The sequence below is a fragment of the Hymenobacter sp. 102 genome (assembly GCF_049949205.1).
GTDB lineage: Bacteria > Bacteroidota > Bacteroidia > Cytophagales > Hymenobacteraceae > Hymenobacter.
The window spans coordinates 2,960,001-2,980,163 of record NZ_CP188172.1; the positions used below are offsets into that span (position 1 = coordinate 2,960,001).

14 protein-coding genes and 2 rRNA genes (1 of these 16 cut by a window edge) are annotated in these 20,163 nt (G+C 60.5%); 7 read left to right on the forward strand and 9 right to left on the reverse strand.

The window, feature by feature from the left end:
* Positions 1-1,617: ribosomal RNA gene (locus tag ACN19L_RS12640) — 23S ribosomal RNA — on the forward strand; it begins 1,290 nt to the left of the window's first position.
* 92 nt (positions 1,618-1,709) lie between these two features.
* Positions 1,710-1,821 (forward strand): 5S ribosomal RNA (gene rrf, locus ACN19L_RS12645).
* Positions 1,822-2,188: 367 nt separating this feature from the next.
* On the opposite strand, the gene ACN19L_RS12650 is transcribed toward rrf, so the two are convergent.
* Positions 2,189-3,031, reverse strand: coding sequence for a DUF4382 domain-containing protein (locus ACN19L_RS12650; RefSeq protein WP_426489860.1), 843 nt, complete (start codon positions 3,029-3,031; stop codon positions 2,189-2,191).
* A 116-nt stretch (positions 3,032-3,147) separates the two neighbouring features.
* Positions 3,148-6,240, reverse strand: a complete 3,093-nt coding sequence (locus tag ACN19L_RS12655; protein WP_426489861.1) for an AsmA family protein — start codon at positions 6,238-6,240, stop codon at positions 3,148-3,150.
* A 240-nt stretch (positions 6,241-6,480) separates the two neighbouring features.
* Between ACN19L_RS12655 and ACN19L_RS12660 the strand changes: the two genes are divergently transcribed.
* On the forward strand, positions 6,481-7,536 hold the full coding sequence (locus ACN19L_RS12660) for a PorP/SprF family type IX secretion system membrane protein (protein WP_426489862.1): 1,056 nt from the start codon (positions 6,481-6,483) through the stop codon (positions 7,534-7,536).
* Positions 7,537-7,604: 68 nt separating this feature from the next.
* On the forward strand, positions 7,605-8,858 hold the full coding sequence (locus ACN19L_RS12665; RefSeq protein ID WP_426489863.1) for an SUMF1/EgtB/PvdO family nonheme iron enzyme: 1,254 nt from the start codon (positions 7,605-7,607) through the stop codon (positions 8,856-8,858).
* Between the two features lie 133 nt (positions 8,859-8,991).
* Here ACN19L_RS12665 and ACN19L_RS12670 read toward each other — a convergent pair whose 3' ends face one another.
* Positions 8,992-9,696, reverse strand: coding sequence for a ComF family protein (locus ACN19L_RS12670; RefSeq protein WP_426489864.1), 705 nt, complete (start codon positions 9,694-9,696; stop codon positions 8,992-8,994).
* Positions 9,697-9,831: 135 nt separating this feature from the next.
* Here ACN19L_RS12670 and ACN19L_RS12675 point away from each other — a divergent pair, with 135 nt between their 5' ends.
* From ACN19L_RS12675 to ACN19L_RS12685, 3 genes are read left to right on the forward strand one after another with little or no spacing between them, the layout of a single operon-like run.
* Positions 9,832-10,209: a carboxymuconolactone decarboxylase family protein gene (locus ACN19L_RS12675; protein ID WP_426489865.1), complete on the forward strand. Its 378-nt coding sequence runs from the start codon at positions 9,832-9,834 to the stop codon at positions 10,207-10,209.
* Positions 10,206-10,568 (forward strand): hypothetical protein, encoded by a 363-nt coding sequence (locus ACN19L_RS12680; protein ID WP_426489866.1) that lies wholly within the window; start codon positions 10,206-10,208, stop codon positions 10,566-10,568. The genes ACN19L_RS12675 and ACN19L_RS12680 overlap by 4 nt, the downstream gene beginning before the upstream one ends.
* Positions 10,569-11,339: an exodeoxyribonuclease III gene (locus ACN19L_RS12685; RefSeq protein WP_426489867.1), complete on the forward strand. Its 771-nt coding sequence runs from the start codon at positions 10,569-10,571 to the stop codon at positions 11,337-11,339.
* A 57-nt stretch (positions 11,340-11,396) separates the two neighbouring features.
* On the opposite strand, the gene ACN19L_RS12690 is transcribed toward ACN19L_RS12685, so the two are convergent.
* From ACN19L_RS12690 to thrA, 6 genes are all read right to left on the reverse strand, one after another.
* A protein-coding gene (locus tag ACN19L_RS12690; RefSeq protein ID WP_426489868.1) for an IS5 family transposase occupies positions 11,397-12,151 on the reverse strand; the annotation gives its coding sequence in 2 pieces (ribosomal slippage) (positions 11,397-11,821 and positions 11,821-12,151; 756 coding nt in all).
* A 103-nt stretch (positions 12,152-12,254) separates the two neighbouring features.
* Positions 12,255-13,547 carry a protoporphyrinogen/coproporphyrinogen oxidase gene (locus ACN19L_RS12695; protein WP_426489869.1) on the reverse strand — a complete coding sequence of 431 codons (1,293 nt, stop codon included), beginning with the start codon at positions 13,545-13,547 and terminating at the stop codon, positions 12,255-12,257.
* A gap of 205 nt (positions 13,548-13,752) precedes the next feature.
* The gene (locus tag ACN19L_RS12700; protein ID WP_426489870.1) at positions 13,753-14,430 is read right to left on the reverse strand and encodes a c-type heme family protein; all 678 of its coding nucleotides are present in this window, start codon (positions 14,428-14,430) and stop codon (positions 13,753-13,755) included.
* 154 nt (positions 14,431-14,584) lie between these two features.
* The gene (gene thrC, locus ACN19L_RS12705) at positions 14,585-15,877 is read right to left on the reverse strand and encodes a threonine synthase (RefSeq protein WP_426489871.1); all 1,293 of its coding nucleotides are present in this window, start codon (positions 15,875-15,877) and stop codon (positions 14,585-14,587) included.
* A gap of 135 nt (positions 15,878-16,012) precedes the next feature.
* On the reverse strand, positions 16,013-16,981 hold the full coding sequence (locus ACN19L_RS12710; protein WP_426489872.1) for a homoserine kinase: 969 nt from the start codon (positions 16,979-16,981) through the stop codon (positions 16,013-16,015).
* A gap of 162 nt (positions 16,982-17,143) precedes the next feature.
* Positions 17,144-19,585, reverse strand: a complete 2,442-nt coding sequence (thrA, locus tag ACN19L_RS12715) for a bifunctional aspartate kinase/homoserine dehydrogenase I (RefSeq protein WP_426489873.1) — start codon at positions 19,583-19,585, stop codon at positions 17,144-17,146.
* Between the last annotated feature and the right edge of the window lie 578 nt (positions 19,586-20,163).

Consider the following 20,163-nt stretch of genomic DNA (forward strand, 5'->3'; position numbering starts at 1 on the left):
CAAATGTAGGCATGAGTAACGATAAGGCGGGTGAGAAACCCGCCCCCCGATAGACTAAGGTTTCCTGCTCAACGCTAATCGGAGCAGGGTTAGTCGGGACCTAAGGCTACGCCGAGAGGCTACGTCGATGGACAGCTGGTTGATATTCCAGCACCTAGTATTTGGAGTGATGCAGTGACGCAGAAGTGAAAGCACCGCGGGCGGACGGAAGTGCCCGTTAAAGCGTGTAGGTATAGCTAGAGTAGTTAAGTACGCTCTGGTTGCTGAAACGTGATAGTACCTAGCGGCCTCGGCCAATGGGATAGTGTGCCTAATCAGACTGCCAAGAAAACCTGCTAAGCGTTTACTGAATGCTAGCCCGTACCGCAAACCGACACAGGTAGTCAAGGAGAGTATCCTGAGGGGCTCGAGTGAATCATGGCCAAGGAACTCGGCAAAATGGTCCTGTAACTTCGGGAGAAGGGACGCTTCCTTGCAGCAATGCAAGAAGCCGCAGTGAAAAGGCCCAGGCGACTGTTTAACAAAAACACATGGCTTTGCGAACGCGTAAGCGGAAGTATAAGGCCTGACACCTGCCCGGTGCCGGAAGGTTAAGAGGGGAACTTAGCGCAAGCGAAGGTTTGAATCGAAGCCCCGGTAAACGGCGGCCGTAACTATAACGGTCCTAAGGTAGCGAAATTCCTTGTCGGGTAAGTTCCGACCTGCACGAATGGTGTAACGATCTGGGCGCTGTCTCAGCCATGAGCTCGGTGAAATTGTAGTCTCGGTGAAGATGCCGAGTACCCGCCACGGGACGGAAAGACCCCGTGCACCTTTACTATAGGTTGACATTGATGCTGGACAACACATGTGTAGGATAGGTGGGAGACTGTGAGCCCGGGCCGCCAGGTCTGGGGGAGTCAACGTTGAAATACCACCCTTGTGTTGTTTGGCACCTAATCTGGAAAACGGAGACAGTGTCTGCTGGGTAGTTTGACTGGGGTGGTCGCCTCCAAAAAAGTATCGGAGGCTTTCAAAGGTCTGCTCAATCCGCTTGGTAACCGGATGTAGAGCGCAATAGCAGAAGCAGGCTTGACTGTGAGGCCTACAAGCCGAGCAGGGTCGAAAGACGGATATAGTGATCCGGTGGTTCCGCATGGAAGGGCCATCGCTCAAAGGATAAAAGGTACGCCGGGGATAACAGGCTGATCTCCCCCAAGAGCTCATATCGACGGGGAGGTTTGGCACCTCGATGTCGGCTCGTCACGTCCTGGGGCTGGAGAAGGTCCCAAGGGTTCGGCTGTTCGCCGATTAAAGTGGCACGCGAGCTGGGTTCAGAACGTCGTGAGACAGTTCGGTCCCTATCTGTGGTGGGCGTGGGAAATTTGACAGGACCTGACTTTAGTACGAGAGGACCGAGTTGGACCAGCCGCTCGTGCACCGGTTGTGACGCCAGTTGCAGCGCCGGGTAGCGACGCTGGGATGAGATAAGCGCTGAAAGCATCTAAGTGCGAAACTCACCTGAAGATGAGATTTCCGATTATAAGAGCCGTTCGAGACGAGGACGTTGATAGGCCCCAGGTGTAGAGCGCGGAATCGCACAGCCGAGGGGTACTAAGGGCTCGAACACTTCTGCAGGATACAGCTCACTACCGCTGCTTTGTTTGTCTCGCCCTCTATGTTGAATATGACAGCCGTGTTCAGGTAACTGAACAGTGTGCTGCGCTGCTAATGGTGGCTTTAGCCCGGGTGTTCACCTCTTTCCATTCCGAACAGAGTCGTTAAGCCCCGGAGCGCCTATGGTACTGCCTTCACCGGTGGGAGAGTCGGTCGCCGCCAACCTTTTAGCACACGCGAGCCCCGCGCATTGCTGGTCCCCCTTCGGGCCCCGCAACTGCTGCGGGGCTCGCTGCGTTTACCCCCCCCTGCCGCACCCCAACACCCCGGATATGGCAGGGTAAACTAAGGATGATTCGGTGAAGGGGCTTGGGGGCAGAGGTAGTGCTTACTGTCTGCCGGTAAATTACCCGGAATCTCGTCTATTTAGTACCAGTCATTACCTAATGATTAGGCATGGAGAGGAGTAAGGATATCTATATTCCTCCGGTAGTACCTAGATGTCAGAACACAGGTAATACTCGTCAGCCGATGCGCAGAAAAGCCCGCGTAGTAGATACTACGCGGGCTTTTCTGCGCATCGGCTGATAACTTAATTTAAGCTGGTCGAGCCCACGTCTGTCGTTTGGTTGTTTACAACTGTAATGTTCGTCTTAACAGCATTTTTATAAGCTGCTTGGCCTGACGGAGCAGTAGTGGTGGGATAGAACTCTACGCGGTAGGTTCCGGATGGTAAGGCACTCAACTGGTAGGCGCCGGAGGCATCGGCTGCAGTACTGAACGTGTCAGCCACCGTGATTGAAGAGCGAATAGCTATTACTTGGGGTAGGGCTGCAGCTGGGGAAACGGTGCCGCGGATGCTGCCTTTGATATCCTGAGCTACTACCCGGATAACGGGTTTCAGCAGGTACCGTTCTTTCTTATCATTGTTGGGTTTCCAGTTGCCGCGCTCTACAATGGATTTGGCAACATCGAAATCGAGTAGCAACTGGAAGGTTTCCCGGTCGCGGAGGGTTACGTTATCAAGCTTGAGCTTGACACCGGAGGTTTGACCGCTGGGGGTTTTCAGGTCATAGCGCTGGCCGTCGCGCCCAATCACGTAGCTGTCGGGGCCGAGCAGCAGACGTATCTCCGTGATGTTGCCAGTAGCAAAATCAGTGCTGGTAAGCAGGGCCGATTTACCATTAACGTATTCAACCACGTTAATGGCCTGGGGCTGGAAGGCCAGCGTATACCAACCATCAGCAGATGACACGTCAGCGGTATGCACCTCTAGTTGACGGACATCCAATACTACGGCTCGAAAATCGCCAGGGGCATCTGTAAGCCGTATCTCCAGCTTCGAGTTATTCGATTCGTTGTCTTTGGAGCAGCTGCCGAAAAACAGGGGGGCTGCCAACAGGGCTGGGTAAAGAAGAGTGCGAAACTGCGTCATACGGGTAAAAAACAAGGTGCAAAAAAAAGCAGCTGATGGCTTGTACGGACCACCAGCTGCTACGTTCAGAGCAAGAAGCTGGCCAACGTGCCACCTTCAACGTGCTTGCAAAAATTCTATTGTCCCGAACCGGTGCTATCCGCTTTGGGGGCAGGTTTGGGTTCCTCTGCCGGTGTTGTGGGCTTCGTATCAGGGGCTGGCGTTGCAGCTGGCTTCGGTTTGGGTTTGCCAAAAATCAGGTTGTTGAGTCCTTGCTTGGCTTTGTCCTGTAGTTTGGCCTGAGCCTCCAAGCGTTTCTTTTCCAACTCCTGCTGCGCTTTCAACGCCAACTCCTGTTGCTTGCGCTGCAGTTCGCGTTGCAGGCTGTCCTGGGCTACTTTGGCCTGAGCCTGTAATTTCAGCTTGGCATCGTCTACCTTGGCCTGCACGATGTTCTGGACCAGATCCTTGGCCTGAGCTTTCACGCTACCCGTGGTGAGCTTCACGACAGGGTTCTTCATGGTACCGCCAATGTTCAGGCCCAGCGTTACCCGGTCAGTACCTTTCAGGTTTTGAATGCCTGTGAGCTGGGTAAGCTTGCTGTTGAGCTGGTTGCCGATTTGACCGGTGGGCACATTTAAAGCCGTCACGTACTCAAGGTTGCCGCTGACGTTGCTGGAGCCGCCCACCGTCATTTTAATCTGGCCTACGGTAAAGTCGAAGGGTTTCACGATGAAATTGCCGTTGAGCATTTCGGCCGCTACATCTTTATTTTCTACTACGAGGCGCTTAAGCTCCTGTAGCTGCGTGAGGTTGCTGATTTGGGTCAGCGCCGTAGAACTGCCTACTGCGGCCCGTACTATCTCAAACAGGCCTTTACCAGTGAGGGTGCTGTACACGGGCATCATATCGGGGCCCATTTCGCCGCTCACGCTGAAATTGGTGGAGAAAATACCATCCACCTGTGAAGCCAGCGGAATCAGCGCTTTCACGGAGTTGAAAGCTTTAAAAGCATTCTGGAAATTAAGGTTCTTGATATTCAGGCCGAAGTTGAACCGCGGGTGCGCCAGGTTTTTGCTGCTGTAGCTGCCATTGGTAGCGAATGCGCCCCCCAGCGTATTGAAGGTGAGGTTCGATAAAGTAGCCGTTTCGTCGCGCACGGTTACAGTGCCCTTCACATTATCCAGCTTGAGGTTATCGTACACTACCTGGCCCACGGTGGAATTCAGCGTCAGATCGAGGAAACGGGGAATCTGCAGTACGCCCTGGGCCGTGGCTGGCGCAGTGCCGGTGGTGGCAGTAGTCTTGCCGCTTACTTCATCCACCATCCACTCGTTTACATTGAAGCGGGAGCTGTTGACGGTAAGCGTGCCGCGCAGGGGCTGACCGGGCGTGAAAAGGTAGCCCATATAGTTAGCCAGCGTACCGGAGGCCGTGACATCAGAGGAGCCGACGGAGCCGGTGAAGTTTTGCAGAGCAATCTGGTTGTTGTTGAACGTAGCCGTGGCCCGGGCCACCTTCATACCCTGGGGCAGCTCGGTGCTCTTGTAGGCAATATTCTGGGCGGTAACGGTGCCCGAGGCTACTACCGTCTGGTAGCGGCCCGCCTCGATATCGGCCATGTTACCCTTAGCGGCAATGTTGCCGTTGAGGCGGCCGGCCACCGTCATGCCCTGCAGCGGGAAAATACGGGTGAGCTTGGTCAGATCCACGGTGCCTTTCACGTCGGTATCAAAGGCCATCTTATCCACGCCCTGAGTAGTTACGCGGCCTTCCAGGGGCTCCCCGTCCAGCAGCATCCGGAACTGCGGAATCGTCACGCGGGTATCATTGAGCTGGCCGGTGGGGTTGGTGACGGTGCCGTTGAGCGTGAGGTTTTCGATGGGGGCCGGGAACTGCTTGCTCTTCACGTAGCCGTTGGTGAGGTTCATTTTGGCCTGCACCACGGGCATCTGGGTTTTGGAGTACACGCCCTTGGCCGTGCCGTCCACGAACAGCTTACCCCGCAGCAGCAAGTCCTGTACCGGGTACACCTTCATCATTTCGGCCAGGTCCACGTTGGCTTTCACGCGGCCATCTACTTTCATCGGTTCCAAGCCATCAATGGCCACGTTGCCGTCGATGGGGTTGCTGCCCAAATCGAGGTGGAACTGCTTCACGTTCACCTTTACATTATTGGTGAAACCCGAGGGGTTGTCCACCACCATATCTACGTTGATGTTACGGGCCTGCTGGGGCAGCTGGGGGTATTTGAAGCTGCCGTTCTTCACCTGCAGGTTCACGCCGTAGCCCGGCATTTTCACGTCATTCTGCACGCCCCTGAAATACCCATCGAAGGCCACCTTGCCGGCCGCGTCAATATCCTTGAACTGGCTGGTGTACGCGCCCGGCACCAAGCTCAGAATGTTCTTGAAGTCGGTTTCGAGGGCCTTGAAGGTGAGGTCGTAGGTGATGTCGGTATCGTTGGGCAGGCCGATGGTGCCCTGGAAGGAAGCCGGAAAGTCGTTCAACTTGACCTGGTTGTCCTTGAACGTGAAGAGCATTTTCTCCAGGTTCATGGCCATCGTCACGTCGGCGTCGAGCTTCTTGTTGGTCACGTACTCCGTGCCATCGTACTGCATCGAGAAGCTGTCGGCCGTGGTCTGGCTCTGCATATCGAAGATGTTGCGGGCGAAGTCGCCGGAGCCGCTGTGGTTGATGCCCCGCAGCTGCATGCCAAACGGAATGCTCAGGTCCTCGTAGCGCAGGCGGCCATTGTTCACCTTCCAGCCCTGAATAGCCAAGTTTACGGACGTAGTATCCTGTCCCTGCGCCGCCGCGGCCGAATCCGACACATAGACGTCCCAGTTGGCGCGGCCACTTTTGAGCACCCGCACGTTAATATCGGGCTGCTCCAGCACCACATTTTTGATCTTGATCTGGTTGCCACTGATGACACTCAGCAGGTCCAGGCCCACGCGTACCTCCGGCAGATAGGCCAGGGTGTCCCGCGCGAAGGAATCCTGCCCGATAACGCGGAGCTGGTTGAGGCGCAGGGCCAGGTCGGGGAAGGAGCTAAGCAGGGTGACATCCACGTTGGCGGGGTCGTACTCTACTTTCGCCCGCACGCGCTGGGCGAACTGCTTGTCGAAGGTAGCCTTGATTTTGTCCTTGAACAGTATCGGGGCCAGGGCCAAGCCCGCAACTACAACGACGAGGAAAATCAGCAGTCCGACAAAAAACTTACGCATAACGGTAGAAGGAAAAAAGGGCAGAAACAACCCCGGAGTTATTGGTCAACGCCGGGTAAAAGTAGAGGGAAACCACTACGGCCGCTGGCAGGAAGAATAGAAAATGGCACCGAAAGTTGCCTGAACACGGCAATAACCAAGGATAGTGCCGGGAAAGACAAAAGAAAAGTCCATTTTAGCCGTATTGCTGGCGGGCCCCGTGTACCAAAATATAGCCGCCCGCCGTTAGTCAGGTAACCTATGTGGATTTCGTGCGCCAGATATCATTCGTCGGCTAAGCCGTGCCGTTGGCAGTGGCTGTTGCCGGCGGCGTGGGCGGTAGGAGCGGCTGGTACGGCACAGGCACAGGATCTGTATTTTGCCCAGCCCTACGCCAACCGGATGCAGCTGAATCCGGCGTACACGGGCTTGCTGGATGACTACAGCGTGACGCTGAGCTACCGCAACCAGTTTCCAACGCTGGCCGGTACCTTTCAATCCAGCCAGCTAGCGGCCGACTACCGATTCCGGGACCAGCACAGTGCCGCCGGGCTGCTGGTGAACTATGATCGAACCGGTGGCATCGGCTACACCCGGTTTCAGGCGGGCGGCGTGTACGCCTACCACGTACGCCTGAATGAGCAACTCAGCCTAAGTGGCGGCGCTTCAATAAGCTACGGCCAGCAGCGCGTGAGCTACGGTAACCTCGTGTTCGGTGACCAGCTCTCCGATGATGGTGTTGTGCGCGACGTGAGCCTGGAAGTGGCCGATTACCAGCCCATACAGTACATCACGGGTAGCGTGGGCGGGGTCCTCTACGCCGAGAATTTCTGGGTGGGTGCCGCCGCACATCATCTGAATCAGCCGACGCTGGGCTTCGTTACGCAGACCACACTGCCGCTGCGGCTAAACCTGCAGGGAGGCTACAAGGTGTACTTCGTGAAATCATCAGTAAAGCAGGTGTATAAGGAAATGAGTCTGACCCCGATAGCAAGCTACGCCCGGCAGGGAGGCAGCCAGCGGGCAGAAGGCGGTTTGTACTTTACAGCTACGCCCCTCACGCTGGGGGCCGTATACCGGGGCGTGCCACTGCCCGGAGCTCCCCGGCCCCAGCAGATTCTGACGGGCATTGCCGGTGTCAGTGTAGGTAGCTTTCGGTTGGGCTACAGCTATGATGTGAGCCTCAGCCAGTTCAGTGCCGATTTGGGCGGCGCGCACGAAATTTCCCTGACCCTCCGGGAGTTCGATTCGGTGGAAGCGGCCTGGCGCCGGCTAAAACGCCGGAATTACCCGGCAATTCCTTGCCCCGCCTTCTAAATTTTTGTATTATTGCAGCCGACTTGCCTTGTCTAAACGCTTTTCTAACAGGTAGTTTCAACTTGATCATGAATTTTTCCAAGTACCTGCGCTTTGCTGTAGTAGGAGCCTGCGCACTGGCCGCTTGTAAGGGCGGACCGCCCACGGCTACCAAACCTGGTAAGTACAGCTCTACCACGGGCATTGAGTACAATACCGAGGAAGGCATGAAGGTGTCTGATTATCAGGGTATCCCGGATGGGCCTGGCTTGGTGTTTATCGAAGGAGGCCGCACGGTGCTGGGCTCCGCCGAGGAAGACATTGCCATGACTCACGACAACCTGGAGCGTACCGTGACGCTGGCATCCTTCTATATGGATGAGGCCGAAGTGGCCAACATTCACTGGCTGGAATACCTGCACTACGTGCGCAAGGACTCGTCAGAAGAATTCTATCAGTCCGCTTTGCCCGATACTACGGTGTGGGCCCGCGAGCTGTCGTTCAACGACCCTTACGTAGACTACTATCTGCGTTATCCTGGTTTCCGCTACTTCCCGGTAGTGGGCGTAAGTTGGCTGCAGGCCAACGACTACTGCACCTGGCGGACCTCGAAAGTAAACGAGCGTTTGGCGGGGGAAGGTGATGAAGGCAGCAGCAGCGGTGGCGGTGGCCTGTTCGGCCGGAAGAAGAAGAAAGGTGGCGATGCTGCCGAAGGCACTTCCGAAGACGGCGGCGGCACCAAGATTGCCATTGAAAACGGTAACACCCTGCCCAACTACCGCCTGCCCACTGAGGCTGAGTGGGAATACGCTGCGCAGGCGCTCATTGGCACGCAGGAAACCGGCAACGAAAATCAGGAGAACAAGCGCATCTACCCGTGGGATGGCCGCCAGGTGCGGAACCCCTATGGCAAAGGCATGGGCCAGTTCCTGGCTAACTTCAAGCGTGGCCGTGGTGACTACGCCGGTATTGCCGGCTCGCTCAACGACGGAGCCATGATTACGGAGTACATCTACAACTACCCGCCCAATGACTACGGCCTGTACAACATGTCGGGCAACGTGAACGAGTGGGTGCAGGATATCTACCGTCCGCTGTCATACGAAGATGTGGAAGACTTGAACCCCTTCCGCCGGAACGGCTTCCTGGACCCTTCGGAGAAGTACGACAAGAAAGGCTATCAGTCGCTCATCGATGACCACGTGCGCGTGTACAAAGGCGGTTCGTGGCGCGACGTAGCCTACTGGCTCTCGCCCGGTACGCGCCGCTTCATGGCTGAAGATTCGGCCACGGCTACCATCGGTTTCCGGTGCGCCATGATCAATGCCGGCTCCAACAAATAAGGCCTACGAATTCCTCGGATTTCGCAGACTATTCTGATAAGCAAAACAGGCCGCCCAACTTGGGTGGCCTGTTTTGTTTTGCTGTTTCTGGTACGGTTAACTACCGGAAGGAAAATATCTGTGTCAGTTGTATTTACCGGTCGGCGGTGGCGATGGTGGCAACGCTCACCTCACGGGCCCCGGCAGCGAGCAGCACGGCGCAGCAGGCTTCGAGGGTGGCGCCGGTAGTGAGCACATCATCCACCACCAGAATATGTTGGCCATACACTAGGTCCGGTTTCGCCACTTCAAACACGGTTTCGACGTTCTGCCAACGCTCCAGGCGGTTCTTGCGGGTCTGTGACTTGGTATATGCAACGCGGCGGAGTGCATCAGTTGCACAACGGGAATTCAGGCCGGCGGCTAAGCCCTCCGCGAAGCTGTCGGCCTGGTTGTAGCCGCGCTGAGCCAGCTTGCGAGCGTGCAGCGGTACGGGAATAATCAGATCGAAAGCCGCGTGCAGGCCCGCGTCAAGCAACTCTCGCCCATACCAGCGGCCCAGAACCCGCCCTACTGCCTGCTGGCCCCGGTATTTCAGCTGGTGCAGCAGATGCTGCACCCGGCCGTGCTTCTGAAAGCGTAGGTAGCTGAGCGTGTATCGCACCGGCAGCTTGCCCCAGAAGCGGCGAGCCAAGGGGTTCTGCTCCGCTGGCAGCCGATGATAATCCGTGTAAGGTAGCTCGGTTCGACAGATGGTGCAGAGGTGGTCCTCGCCCCGGGCCAGCGGCTCCTGGCAAGCCAGGCAGACCTGCGGGAACAGCAGACTGACAAAATCGGTGAGAATAGCGGGTAACGGCATCGGCTGGTAAGAATAGGAGAGCGAGAATAGGGGTGTGCCCCGCACGGCGGCAAACTTCTCCCTAATTTTAAGGTTTAAAGCCGACTTCCGGAATAGCGCCGGTAGCTCGATTTACGGTTTTACCAGCTTCTACCTATGAGCCTCGTTGCTGAATTTAATGACTACCGCCAGCGGATGAACGAAAAAATCCTGGCGGCTGATAACAAGGTCATCAAGCGGTTTTTCAACCTTGATACCAACACCTACCAGGAAGGTGCCCTGAATGTAAAAACCAAGGAAATTGTGGGTCTGGCCTGCTCCATGGTACTGCGCTGCGACGACTGCATCAAATACCATTTGGGCAAGTGCTTCGAAGAAGGGCTGACGGATGAGGAAGTATACGAGGTGTTTGCCATTGCCAATCTCATCGGGGGCAGCATCGTGATACCGCACTTCCGCCGGGCCGTAGAGTATTGGGAGGCCCTGAAAGAGGAATCGGCCACGCCGGCACCTGAGCACGCGCACGGGGCATGAGCGCCTATCTGGATCCGCAGGAAACGGAGGCGCAGTTTGAGCACCGCTGGTGGGAGCTGATGAACGACATGCGCGCCCGCTTCGGCAAAAAGCCCGACCTGAATGCGCTACTGCTGCTGATTGGGGTGCAGGAGCTGGGGCAGGGCGCGGGCCCCTTCACCAAGGAGCAGAAGCAGGACCTGATGCACATTGCCACCTGCCGGCTGTTCAGCCTCTCGGGGTTTTACGAGCTGGAGCGCGTGGATGAGGAAGGCTGGCCCCACTACCGTTTGACGCAACAGCTGCCATTCAGCAATCTGAAAGAACAGGAGCGCATGCTGAAATGGCACATCCTGGAATACTTTGATGAGCAGGAATAAGTGAAGATAATCTCCTATAACCTCAATGGTTTTCGCTCGGCCATTAGCAAGGGCCTGGCTGATTGGGTAGCCCAGACCCGGCCCGATGTGCTGTGCGTGCAGGAAATCAAAGCGGGCCGTGAGCCGCTGGACGTATCAGCACTGATGGATTTGGGTTACCACGCCTACCTGCATCCAGCCCAGAAACCCGGGTATAGCGGTGTGGCCACGTTCAGCCTGCAAAAGCCGCTGACCGTGGTGCAGGGTTGCGGGCAGAGTTGCTACGACGACGAAGGCCGGGTGCTGCGGCTGGATTTTGAGCATTGCTCGGTACTGAATACCTACATGCCCTCGGGCACCAGCGGGGCCGAGCGACAGGCGTTCAAAGTGGAGTGGCTGCACTTTTTCCGGCGCTACGTGCGCCAGCTGCAGGCCAGCGGAGTACCGCCGCTGGTAATTGTAGGCGACTACAACTGCTGCCAGACAGAAATTGACCTGCGCAATGCCAAAACCAACCAGAATAGTCCCGGCTTTACGCCCGAGGAGCGGCAGTGGTTCCGGGAGTTTCTGGCCGATGGCTTCACTGATTCGTTCCGGCACCACCACGGCCCCGTGCCCGACCGGTACTCGTGGTGGACGTTCCGGGCCGGAGCCCGTGCCCGCAACGTGGGCTGGCGAATCGACCATATACTAGTTGATAACGCGCTGATTCCTCATACCCATCATGCCGACTTGCTGCACGACGTGGTGCACTCCGACCACTGCCCGGCAGTGGTGGAATTGACGTTTTAATGCCTGAAAAGCCCGGCATCCTGGGCAGTGCGAAGGACCTCATTACATTAGGGCGTGTTAACAGTCACGCAACCAGAGCACGGTTGCGGCGAGGTGAATAAAGGCCAGGAAATGAGCATCCAGCTTGTCGTAGCGTGTGGCCAGGCGGCGAAACTGCTTGAGGCGGCTGAACAGCCGTTCGACCGGGTGCCGTTGGGCGTAGCGCAGCGGGTCATAGGCCCGGGGATACCGACGCTTGCGCCGGGGCGGAATGACGGCTTGCGTGCCGCGGCGGGCCAGGTCGGCCACCAGCGGGTCTGAGTCGTAGCCGCGGTCGGCGATGAGCCAGGTCGGGGCGAACCCGTCGAGCAGCGGCAGGGCTTGCGGCGCGTCGTGGCGCTGGCCCGCTGTGAGCCGGCAGCGCCGCAGGCGGCCCCGAGCGTCGGCCGCCACGTGCAGCTTGGTGGTCAGTCCACCGCGGCTGCGCCCGAGGGCTTGCGGCCCGTTTTTTTGCGCGCCCCGCTCGCGTGCTGGTGCGCCCGTACGGTGGTGGAATCGACCAGCAGCGTATGCAGCGCCGCCTCGTCCTGCACGGCTTCGAACACGCGTTGCCACACGCCCGAGGCCGCCCAGCGCTGGAAGCGCGTGTACGTCGTGTGCCAGTTGCCCCGCTCGGCGGGCAGGGCCCGCCACCGCGCCCCGTTACGCGCCAGCCACAGCACGGCTTCCACGAACTGCCGGTTGTCCCGGCCCCGCCCACCGCTGGTGCCCGGCCGGCCCGGCAATAACGGCGCCAACCGCCCCCACTGTGCATCTGTCAACATCTGCTCCATAACGCAAGATAACCACTGTTAACACTTCCTAGAACGACTTGTTCTTTGGTAATAAAGTCTTTTGCACTACCCAGGATGACGGGCTTTCGGCTAACTGCTCAGCTCAACTGTGGGCCAGCAGCATATCGGCTACTTCGCGGCCCGAGGCCAGGGCGGCGTTAAGCGAGGGGTAGGCCGTGTAGTCGCCGCAGCGGTAAAGGCCCGGCTGCAACCGCAACGACTGACGCGCGGGCTGGCCGGCCGGGTACTCGGGGAGGGCGTGCGGAATGTGGTAAGTGCGCAGGTGCCGCCACTGGGCCGCTTCGGCCCCAAACCATTGCGGCAGCTCGTGCCGCAGGCGGGCCGTCAGTTCCTCTTCCGAGAGGCCATGCGTGCCGTGGGTGCTCACCGATACCAGCCGCTGGCCGGCCGGGGCGTAGGCGGGGGCCACATCCGAGGGAAAAGCCACGTTGTGGGCCAGGCCCGTGGAAGCAGCATTCAGCCGCAGCAGCTTATCGGGGCGGCCCTTGGCGGCGGGGGCGGCAAAGTAGGTGCAGGTGGTATGCCGCCAGCGGGTGGTGGGGTGGTCAGTAAAGAGTTGGTCGGGGGCGGGGAGCAGGTGGCGGGCAGTTTCGCCGTCTACGGCTACTACTACGGCCGCGCCGGTCAGGGTTTCGCCATTTTCCAGCTGCACACTGGTACCCTGGATGGATTGCACCCGGGTGTTCAGGCGGAGGCTGCCGGCGGGCAGGCGGGCGGCCAGCTGCTCGGGAATCTGCTGCATACCCAGGGCGGGCAGGGCGGCTTCGCCTTCCACAAACTGCTTGAACACGAACTCAAAAAAGTTGGCGGCCGTGCTCAGGGTGCGGTCCAGGAACACCCCTCCGAAGAAGGGGCGGAAAAAGTTGTTAATCATCTGTTCGCTCCAACCATACTGCCGCAGGAATTCCAGCGTGGAAAGGGCCGTGGTGGAGTTGCGGCTCAGCAGCTGCTGGCTGGTGAAGCGCCGCACGTGCTGCACCATGCTCACAATGCGGAGCTTATCGGGCAGGGTGCCAATGCGGGAGGTGAGGGCCGAAAAGGCGGCGGTAGGCTGCTGCAGTGGGTTTACCAAAGTAGTTTCCTGACCGTCGGGCAGGCGGATAACGGCTCCGGACCGGAATGCCTGCAGGTTGAGGGCCCCATAGTCGATGAGGCGCTCGACCTCAGGGTAGCGGGTGAGCAGCACCTGAAAGCCCCGGTCGAGGCGGAAGCCGTCGGGCGTAACGTCGGTGCGCACGCGGCCGCCCACGGCGTCGGCGGCTTCGAGCAGCAGCACCGGCCGCCCGGCACGGTGCAGGTAACAGGCGCACGACAAGCCCGCCAGGCCCGCGCCAATAATGATAACCGGAAGTTGAGTAGCGTCAGCAGTGTTCATATCACCGCAAACTGCAAAACCACTGGCAAGGTTGGATCACAGATGATGCAGATGCAGTTGCGGATAGCGCAGATGAGGTTCTACAGTTGGATAGATAGGTGGATGGATGGGGATTTTCGTCCGTCACCCAAACCAGTTCTTATCTATCCACTCAATATCAGAACGAATCTGCGCTATCCGCGGCTTCATCTGCCAAATCTGTGATTCAGAACAGCGGCTTGCGCTTCTTCATCACCTTGCGGGTTTTCATCGTCCAGAACTCGGCCACGCCGGGACGCTGCAGGCTCACGCGCCACACGCCCATGGCCTGGCCCAGCTGGTAGCCGGTGGCCTGATCCTGCGGAAACTGCTTTTTGATGAGGGCGTAATCGGCCGCCGCAATATCCTGGCCCACGGTGCCGTGGCAGCGCAGGCAGAGCAGGTCGTTCAGCACCAGAGGGCGCTGGTAAGTAAACTCCTCAGCTCCGGGGCGGGCCACCCGGCGGGTGGTGTCGGCAGGGTTCAGCTCCGCCGCGGAAAGCGTGGCCTGGTTGGCGGGGTTGCGGGGGCGGCCGGAGGCGCGACGGAGCGTGGCCTGCAGCACCTTCGCCAGCGAATCGGTGAGAGGCAGCTGCTCGGGGTGGCAGTAGGGCAGGGCGGCGGCCACACCACCTTCTTGCAGCTTCTGGGCGAGCACCGCGCGCAATTCCCGCTCGGCGGTGCGGGTAAGCGAGTCGCCGGCCCAGCGGGTGGCCCGCAGCAAGTCGGCGGGCATGATGCGCTTCACCTCCCAGTTTGCCGCCTCCACGGCCAGCTCCTTGGTGTTGCTGAGGTGTTCCACCTGGTCGGGCCGGCAGGCCGCCAGTAGGGGCAGAAGCAGGAGGGAGCGGAAGAGTGGGCGCATGGGTGGGGAGGAATGAATAGATGATGGCTTGTACGTTATGATTTGATTACGCCTCTGCATGACGGGCCTACCTAAGTTGCGAGCTAGTTCCCCTCCTTGGAAAGGAGGGGAACTAGCTCGCTAGCTCTAGCCTGTATAACCGGCAACAACGCATTTATTCCCACAAATATGCCCGCAAGGCGTCGTATTGCGGTTCCAGCAGGGTGGTTTGTTTGGGTTGCTGCATGAGGGTGGCCAGGCTGGGCGGCAGGGGCACCGGCTGGCCGGTGGCGGCTTCCACAGCCGCGGGAAATTTCACCGGGTGGGCGGTTTCGAGGAAAAGGCCACGCTGCGCCGGGTGGTGGCGCAGATACTCCTCCAGCGCAAAGTAGGCCACGGCCCCGTGCGGGTCGAGCACGTAGCCGGTTTCATGGAACACCCGGGCAATGGTGGCCGTGGTGTCGGCGTCCGACACGGTGTAGCCGCTCAGCAGCTCACGTAGTACCGGGTACTGGTGCCCGAACAGCTCCAGAATCCGGCCGAAGTTACTCGGGTCGCCCACGTCCATGGCGTTGGAGAGGGTAGCCACGGCCGGCTGGGCCGTGTACCGGCCCGACTGCAGGTAGCGGGGCACGGCGTCGTTCTGGTTGCAGGCCGCCACGAAGTGCGCCACCGGCAGCCCCGAGGTGTAGGCCAGCAGCCCGGCGCACAGGTTGCCAAAATTGCCGCTGGGCACGGCCACCACCGGCGGCTGCGCGTGGGGCCACTGAGCCAGGGCCGCCACGTAGTACACCTGCTGGGGCAGCCAGCGGGCCACGTTGATGGAGTTGGCCGAAGTTAGCTGCCGGCGCTGCCGCAGCGCATCGTCGCGGAAGGCCTGCTTCACCAGCCGCTGGCAGTCGTCGAAATTGCCGCGCACCTCCAGGGCCCGGATGTTCTGGCCCAGGGCCGTGAGTTGCTGCTCCTGCACCGGACTCACCCGGCCCTGCGGATACAGAATAACTACTTCCACGCCCGGCACGCCCAGAAACCCGCTGGCCACGGCCCCGCCAGTGTCGCCGGAGGTAGCCACCAGCACCGTAACGGGCCGGGTTTCGTGGCGGGAGAAGTAGCCCAGGCAGCGGCTCATGAACCGCGCCCCCACATCCTTGAACGCCAGCGTGGGCCCGTGAAACAGCTCCAGCGCGCTGCTGCGGTCCGTCACGGGCACCACCGGCAGCGGGAAATCCACGGTTTCGGCGCAGATGCGGGCCAGCTCCGGCTCCGGAATGGCGCTGCCCACGTAGGGCCGCAGCACCGTCAGAGCCAGCTCGGCCGGCGTCAGGTGGGGCAGCTGGGCCAGGAAGTCGGCCGGGAAGCGTGGAATGGTTTCGGGGAAGTACAGGCCCCCGTCCGGGGCCTGCCCCGCCACGGCCGCCGTCCGAAAATCAACGGGCTCCGATTGGCGGTTGAGGCTGTAGTAGTGCATGGCGGTTGAGTGGTGAAGGCTGATGTAGAGACGCGACACTTCGCGTCTGCTCGTTGCTGATGTTGTTTGGTTGGCACAAGTCCGGGTCGTTCAATGACGAGACACGAAGTGTCGCGTCTCTACATCAGGCAGGCATCAGGCGGGCAGAATCCGGCAGCCGGTTGTGTTGATAGTTGTCTGGTACACGAAATGGGCTAGGCCTAGCTGCTCGTAGGTGGTGCGCATCACCTCGGCCACGGCCTGGGCGGTGGCTTCGTGCTGGCTGAGCATGAACAGGGAGGGGCCCGAGCCGGAAATGCCGCCGCCCAGCGCCCCGGCGGCGCGGCTGCCGCTTTTCACCTGCTCGAACCCCGGAATCAGAATGCTGCGCACGGGCTCCACAATCACGTCTTCCAGGGCCCGACCAATGAGGGCGTAATCGTGCTTGAGCAAGCCGGCCACCAGCGCGCCCACGTTGCCCCACTGCCGCACGGCGTCGCGCAGGGACACCTGTTGCTTGAGAATCTGGCGGGCGTCGGAAGTTTTTACCTCAATTTGGGGGTGCACCACCGTCACGAACAGGGGCGGGGCATCCAGCGGCACCACATCGGGGGCGGGCGTGGTGGAGCGAATGAGCGTGACGCCGCCGTAGATGGCCGGGGCAATGTTGTCGGCGTGGCGCACGCCGGAGGCCACCTCTTCGCCGTACATGGCAAACTCCACCAGCTCGGCCTTGGTGAATCGGCCCGCCAGCAGGTGGTTGAGCCCCACCACGGCCCCCGCCGCGCTGGCCGCGCTGCTCCCGATGCCACTACCAGGCCGGATGTGCTTGCGGATGCGCACCTCCACGCCCGCCACCTCAGGCACGGCCCGCAGCATGGCCAGCAGCGCCGCCCCCGCCACGTTGCGGGCGGGCTCGGTGGGCAGGCCAAAATCGTCTTCGTTCAGAATGCGCACCCCCGGCTCGTCGGTCAGGCGCAGGTGCATTTCGTCGTTGGGTTCGTGCAGGGCAAACCCCAGCACGTCAAATCCGCACACCACATTAGCCACGGTAGCCGGGGCAAGGAGAGAGACGGAGTTAGAGTTGAGAGTTGAATTATGAGTTATGAATTGCGAGGATGGCATACAGTTGGGGAGAGCTGAGTTATGAGTGATGAATTATGAATGACGGGTTGTTTATGGAGTTAATCGATTCATAACCACGAGGCCGTGAGTAGTGCGGTGGCTGGTCGCAGCATGGCCGGTCTGTCAATTCAACTCTCATAATTCATCATTCAGAACTCAATTTCACCCTTGCGCGGCCCGCAGCACGTCGGCAAATACGCCGGAGGCGGTTACCTCGGCACCGGCGCCGGCTCCTTTGATAACCAGGGGCTGCTCTACGTAGCGGTTGGTGAAGAACAGCACGGCGTTGTCCTTACCCTGCAGGCTGTATAGGTCGTGGCCGGGAGCCACGCTCTGCAGGCCCACCCGGGCTTGGCCGTTTTCGAAGCTGGCCACGAAGCGGAGCTTGCAGCCCTGGGCGGCGGCTTCGTCGTAGAGGCGGCGGAAGTGGGCCTCGTGGGCGGCCAGCTGCTCGTAGAAGGCCGGCACGTCGCCTTCCAGGCAGGCGGCGGGCAGGAAGGAGTCGTTCTGCACGTCGGGCATTTCCAGCGGGTGGCCGGCTTCCCGGGCCAAAATCAGGATTTTGCGGGCCACGTCCACGCCCGTTAGGTCGAGGCGAGGGTCGGGCTCGGTGTAGCCTTCCTGCTGGGCCTGGCGCACCACCTCGGCAAAGGGCCGGGTGCCGTCGTAGTTGTTGAACACGAAGTTGAGCGTGCCCGACAGCACCGCCTGCATGCGCTGCACCTCGTCGCCACTGCGCAGCAGGTCGCCCAGCGTGCCGATGATGGGCAGGCCCGCGCCCACGTTGGTTTCAAACAGGAACTGGGTGTTGAACTCCTGGGCCAGACTTTTGAGGTGAGCGTACCGCGCGTACTCGGCTGAGGCCGCCACCTTGTTGCAGGCCACCACCGCCACCGAGCGGGCCAGCAGCTGCTCGTACACCTGGGCCACATCGGCGCTGGCCGTCACATCCACGAATACCGTGTTGCGCAGGTTCAGGGCCAGCAGCTCGTCGGTGAGGCGGGTGAGGTCCAGGGCCGGGCCGGCGGCCAGGGCGGCTTCCCAGTCGGCCAGGTCGAGGCCGTCCTCCTGCAGCACAAACTGCCGACTGTTGGCCAGGCCCACCACCCGCAGGTTCAGGCGCAGCTTCTCGCGCAGCCAGGGCTGCTGGCGCTGCAGCTGCTCCAGCAGCTTGCGGCCCACGTTGCCCACGCCCGCTACCACCACGTTCACCTGCCGGGTAGTGGCCTCGAAGAAAGTTTCGTGCAGCACGTTGATGGCCTTGCGCACGTCCTGCTGCCGGATTACCGTCGAAATATTCTTCTCCGACGAGCCCTGGGCAATGGCCCGGATATTCACCCCGTTCTGGCCCAGCGCCCCAAACAGCCGCCCGCTGATGCCCGGGTGGTTTTTCATCTGCTCGCCCACCAGCGCCACCACGGCCAGCTCGTCTTCCCGGTCGAGCGGGTCGAGCAGGCCGCGGCCGATTTCGGCGGCAAACTCCTGGTCGGCGGCCTGCTGGGCGCGGTCGGCATCGGGGGTACTCACGGCCACGCAGATGGAGTGCTCGGAGGAGCTTTGGGTGATGAGCACCACGTTTACCTGCTCCTGGGCCAGGGCCGCAAACAGCCGCCTGGAAAAGCCCGGCACGCCCACCATGCCGCTGCCTTCCAGCCGCAGCAAGGAAATGGGCCCGATGCTGGAAATACCCCGCACAAATTCCTGGTTGGCCGGCGGGGCAACTTCCACCAGCGTGCCGGCGTCGGTGGGGGCGAAGGTGTTCTTGATCCAGAGCGGAATACCGGTCCGCATGACCGGCTGAATGGTGGGCGGGTACAGCACCTTGGCCCCGAAGTGCGAGAGTTCCATGGCCTCTTGGTAGCTGATGCGCGGGATGGGCCGGGCCGCGCGCACTAGGCGCGGGTCGGCCGTCATCATGCCGCTCACGTCGGTCCAGATTTCCAGCGTGGAGGCACCCAGCGCCCCGGCGAAGATGGCCGCTGTGTAGTCGGAGCCGCCGCGGCCCAGGGTGGTGGTGCTGCCATCAGGGGCGGCGGCCACGAAACCGGGGGCCACGTACAGCGGCACCTCGCCCGTCACGGCCGCCTGAATGAGCGGGTTGGTGGTGGCGAAATCCACGGCGGCGTGGCCGTAGCGGGCATCGGTGCGGATGAGCTGGCGGCTGTCCAGCCACTGGTGGGCCGCCCCCCGGGCCGCCAGCCCCGCCGCCACCAGCCGCGACGACAGCAGCTCCCCGTAGCTCACCAGCCGGTCCAGGGTGCGGGCCGACAGCTCACCCAGGGCAAAAATTCCGTCGCAGAGGCTTTCCAGCTCGTTGCAGCTGGTTTTTACCTGGCTCAGCACGGCGCTCTGGCCGGCAATGGGTAGCAGGCCGCGGGCGGCCTCCAGGTGGCGCTGCTCCAGCTCGCGCAGCAGGGGGCGGTAGGAGTCGTCGTGGGCGGCGGCGCGGCGACCAGCCGCAATCAGCTGGTCGGTGACGCCACCCAGGGCCGATACCACCACCACGGTGGGAGCCTGGCGGGCGGCGGCCTGGGCCAGGTCGAGTACCCGCTGCATGTTGTCGGCCGTGGCGACGGAGGAGCCGCCGAATTTCAGTACCTGCATAGTAGGTCGTTGCGTGATGGGCGTAAAAAAACCCGCTTTCGGCCCGGGGCCTCCTGGGCGGGAGGCGTACCGGCGAAGCGGGCGGCGAATCAGAAGGGGTAAGAAGTTCCGCAGCCCGCTCTAGCGGGTTGTGGTAATAGTTGTGCCGGTACCCATCAAAGAGAGGGGCGAAGCGGGGTAAAAAGCAGGAGCAGCACCGGGCCGGACCATATGCCTGAGGAGGTTAACGCTGGCCAAAGTAGGAATTATTTGAAATGGCCCGCATTTCCGGAAAAGAATTATTTACGATTTCTACCGGCTGATACGAACCGCAGAACGAGTGTGGAAAACCTTACTATAGAACGTCATGCTGAGCGAAGCGGAGCGTAGTCGAAGCATCTTTACTTCTGGCTAACTCAGATGGCGGAATCGAAGCGGTAGAGATGCTTCGACTACGCCTCCGGCTGCGCTCAGCATGACGTTCCGGAGGATTCAGCCGGCATGGCATCGTTATTCCTGACGGCCGTTCTGCCGGTCCCGCACGCATCGTCGCCGCCAGCTACTTCCTGCTTATTTACCAACGACTTCGTTTCCGTACC

What these genes read in the sequence shown, in the direction of transcription:
- ACN19L_RS12650 (WP_426489860.1), bottom strand. Translation starts at nt 3,031, where the DNA reads ATGACGCAGTTTCGCACTCTTCTTTACCCAGCCCTGTTGGCAGCCCCC.
- ACN19L_RS12655 (WP_426489861.1), bottom strand. Translation starts at nt 6,240, where the DNA reads ATGCGTAAGTTTTTTGTCGGACTGCTGATTTTCCTCGTCGTTGTAGTT.
- ACN19L_RS12660 (WP_426489862.1), top strand. Translation starts at nt 6,481, where the DNA reads ATGTGGATTTCGTGCGCCAGATATCATTCGTCGGCTAAGCCGTGCCGT.
- ACN19L_RS12665 (WP_426489863.1), top strand. Translation starts at nt 7,605, where the DNA reads ATGAATTTTTCCAAGTACCTGCGCTTTGCTGTAGTAGGAGCCTGCGCA.
- ACN19L_RS12670 (WP_426489864.1), bottom strand. Translation starts at nt 9,696, where the DNA reads ATGCCGTTACCCGCTATTCTCACCGATTTTGTCAGTCTGCTGTTCCCG.
- ACN19L_RS12675 (WP_426489865.1), top strand. Translation starts at nt 9,832, where the DNA reads ATGAGCCTCGTTGCTGAATTTAATGACTACCGCCAGCGGATGAACGAA.
- ACN19L_RS12680 (WP_426489866.1), top strand. Translation starts at nt 10,206, where the DNA reads ATGAGCGCCTATCTGGATCCGCAGGAAACGGAGGCGCAGTTTGAGCAC.
- ACN19L_RS12695 (WP_426489869.1), bottom strand. Translation starts at nt 13,547, where the DNA reads ATGAACACTGCTGACGCTACTCAACTTCCGGTTATCATTATTGGCGCG.
- ACN19L_RS12700 (WP_426489870.1), bottom strand. Translation starts at nt 14,430, where the DNA reads ATGCGCCCACTCTTCCGCTCCCTCCTGCTTCTGCCCCTACTGGCGGCC.
- thrC (WP_426489871.1), bottom strand. Translation starts at nt 15,877, where the DNA reads ATGCACTACTACAGCCTCAACCGCCAATCGGAGCCCGTTGATTTTCGG.
- ACN19L_RS12710 (WP_426489872.1), bottom strand. Translation starts at nt 16,981, where the DNA reads ATGCCATCCTCGCAATTCATAACTCATAATTCAACTCTCAACTCTAAC.
- thrA (WP_426489873.1), bottom strand. Translation starts at nt 19,585, where the DNA reads ATGCAGGTACTGAAATTCGGCGGCTCCTCCGTCGCCACGGCCGACAAC.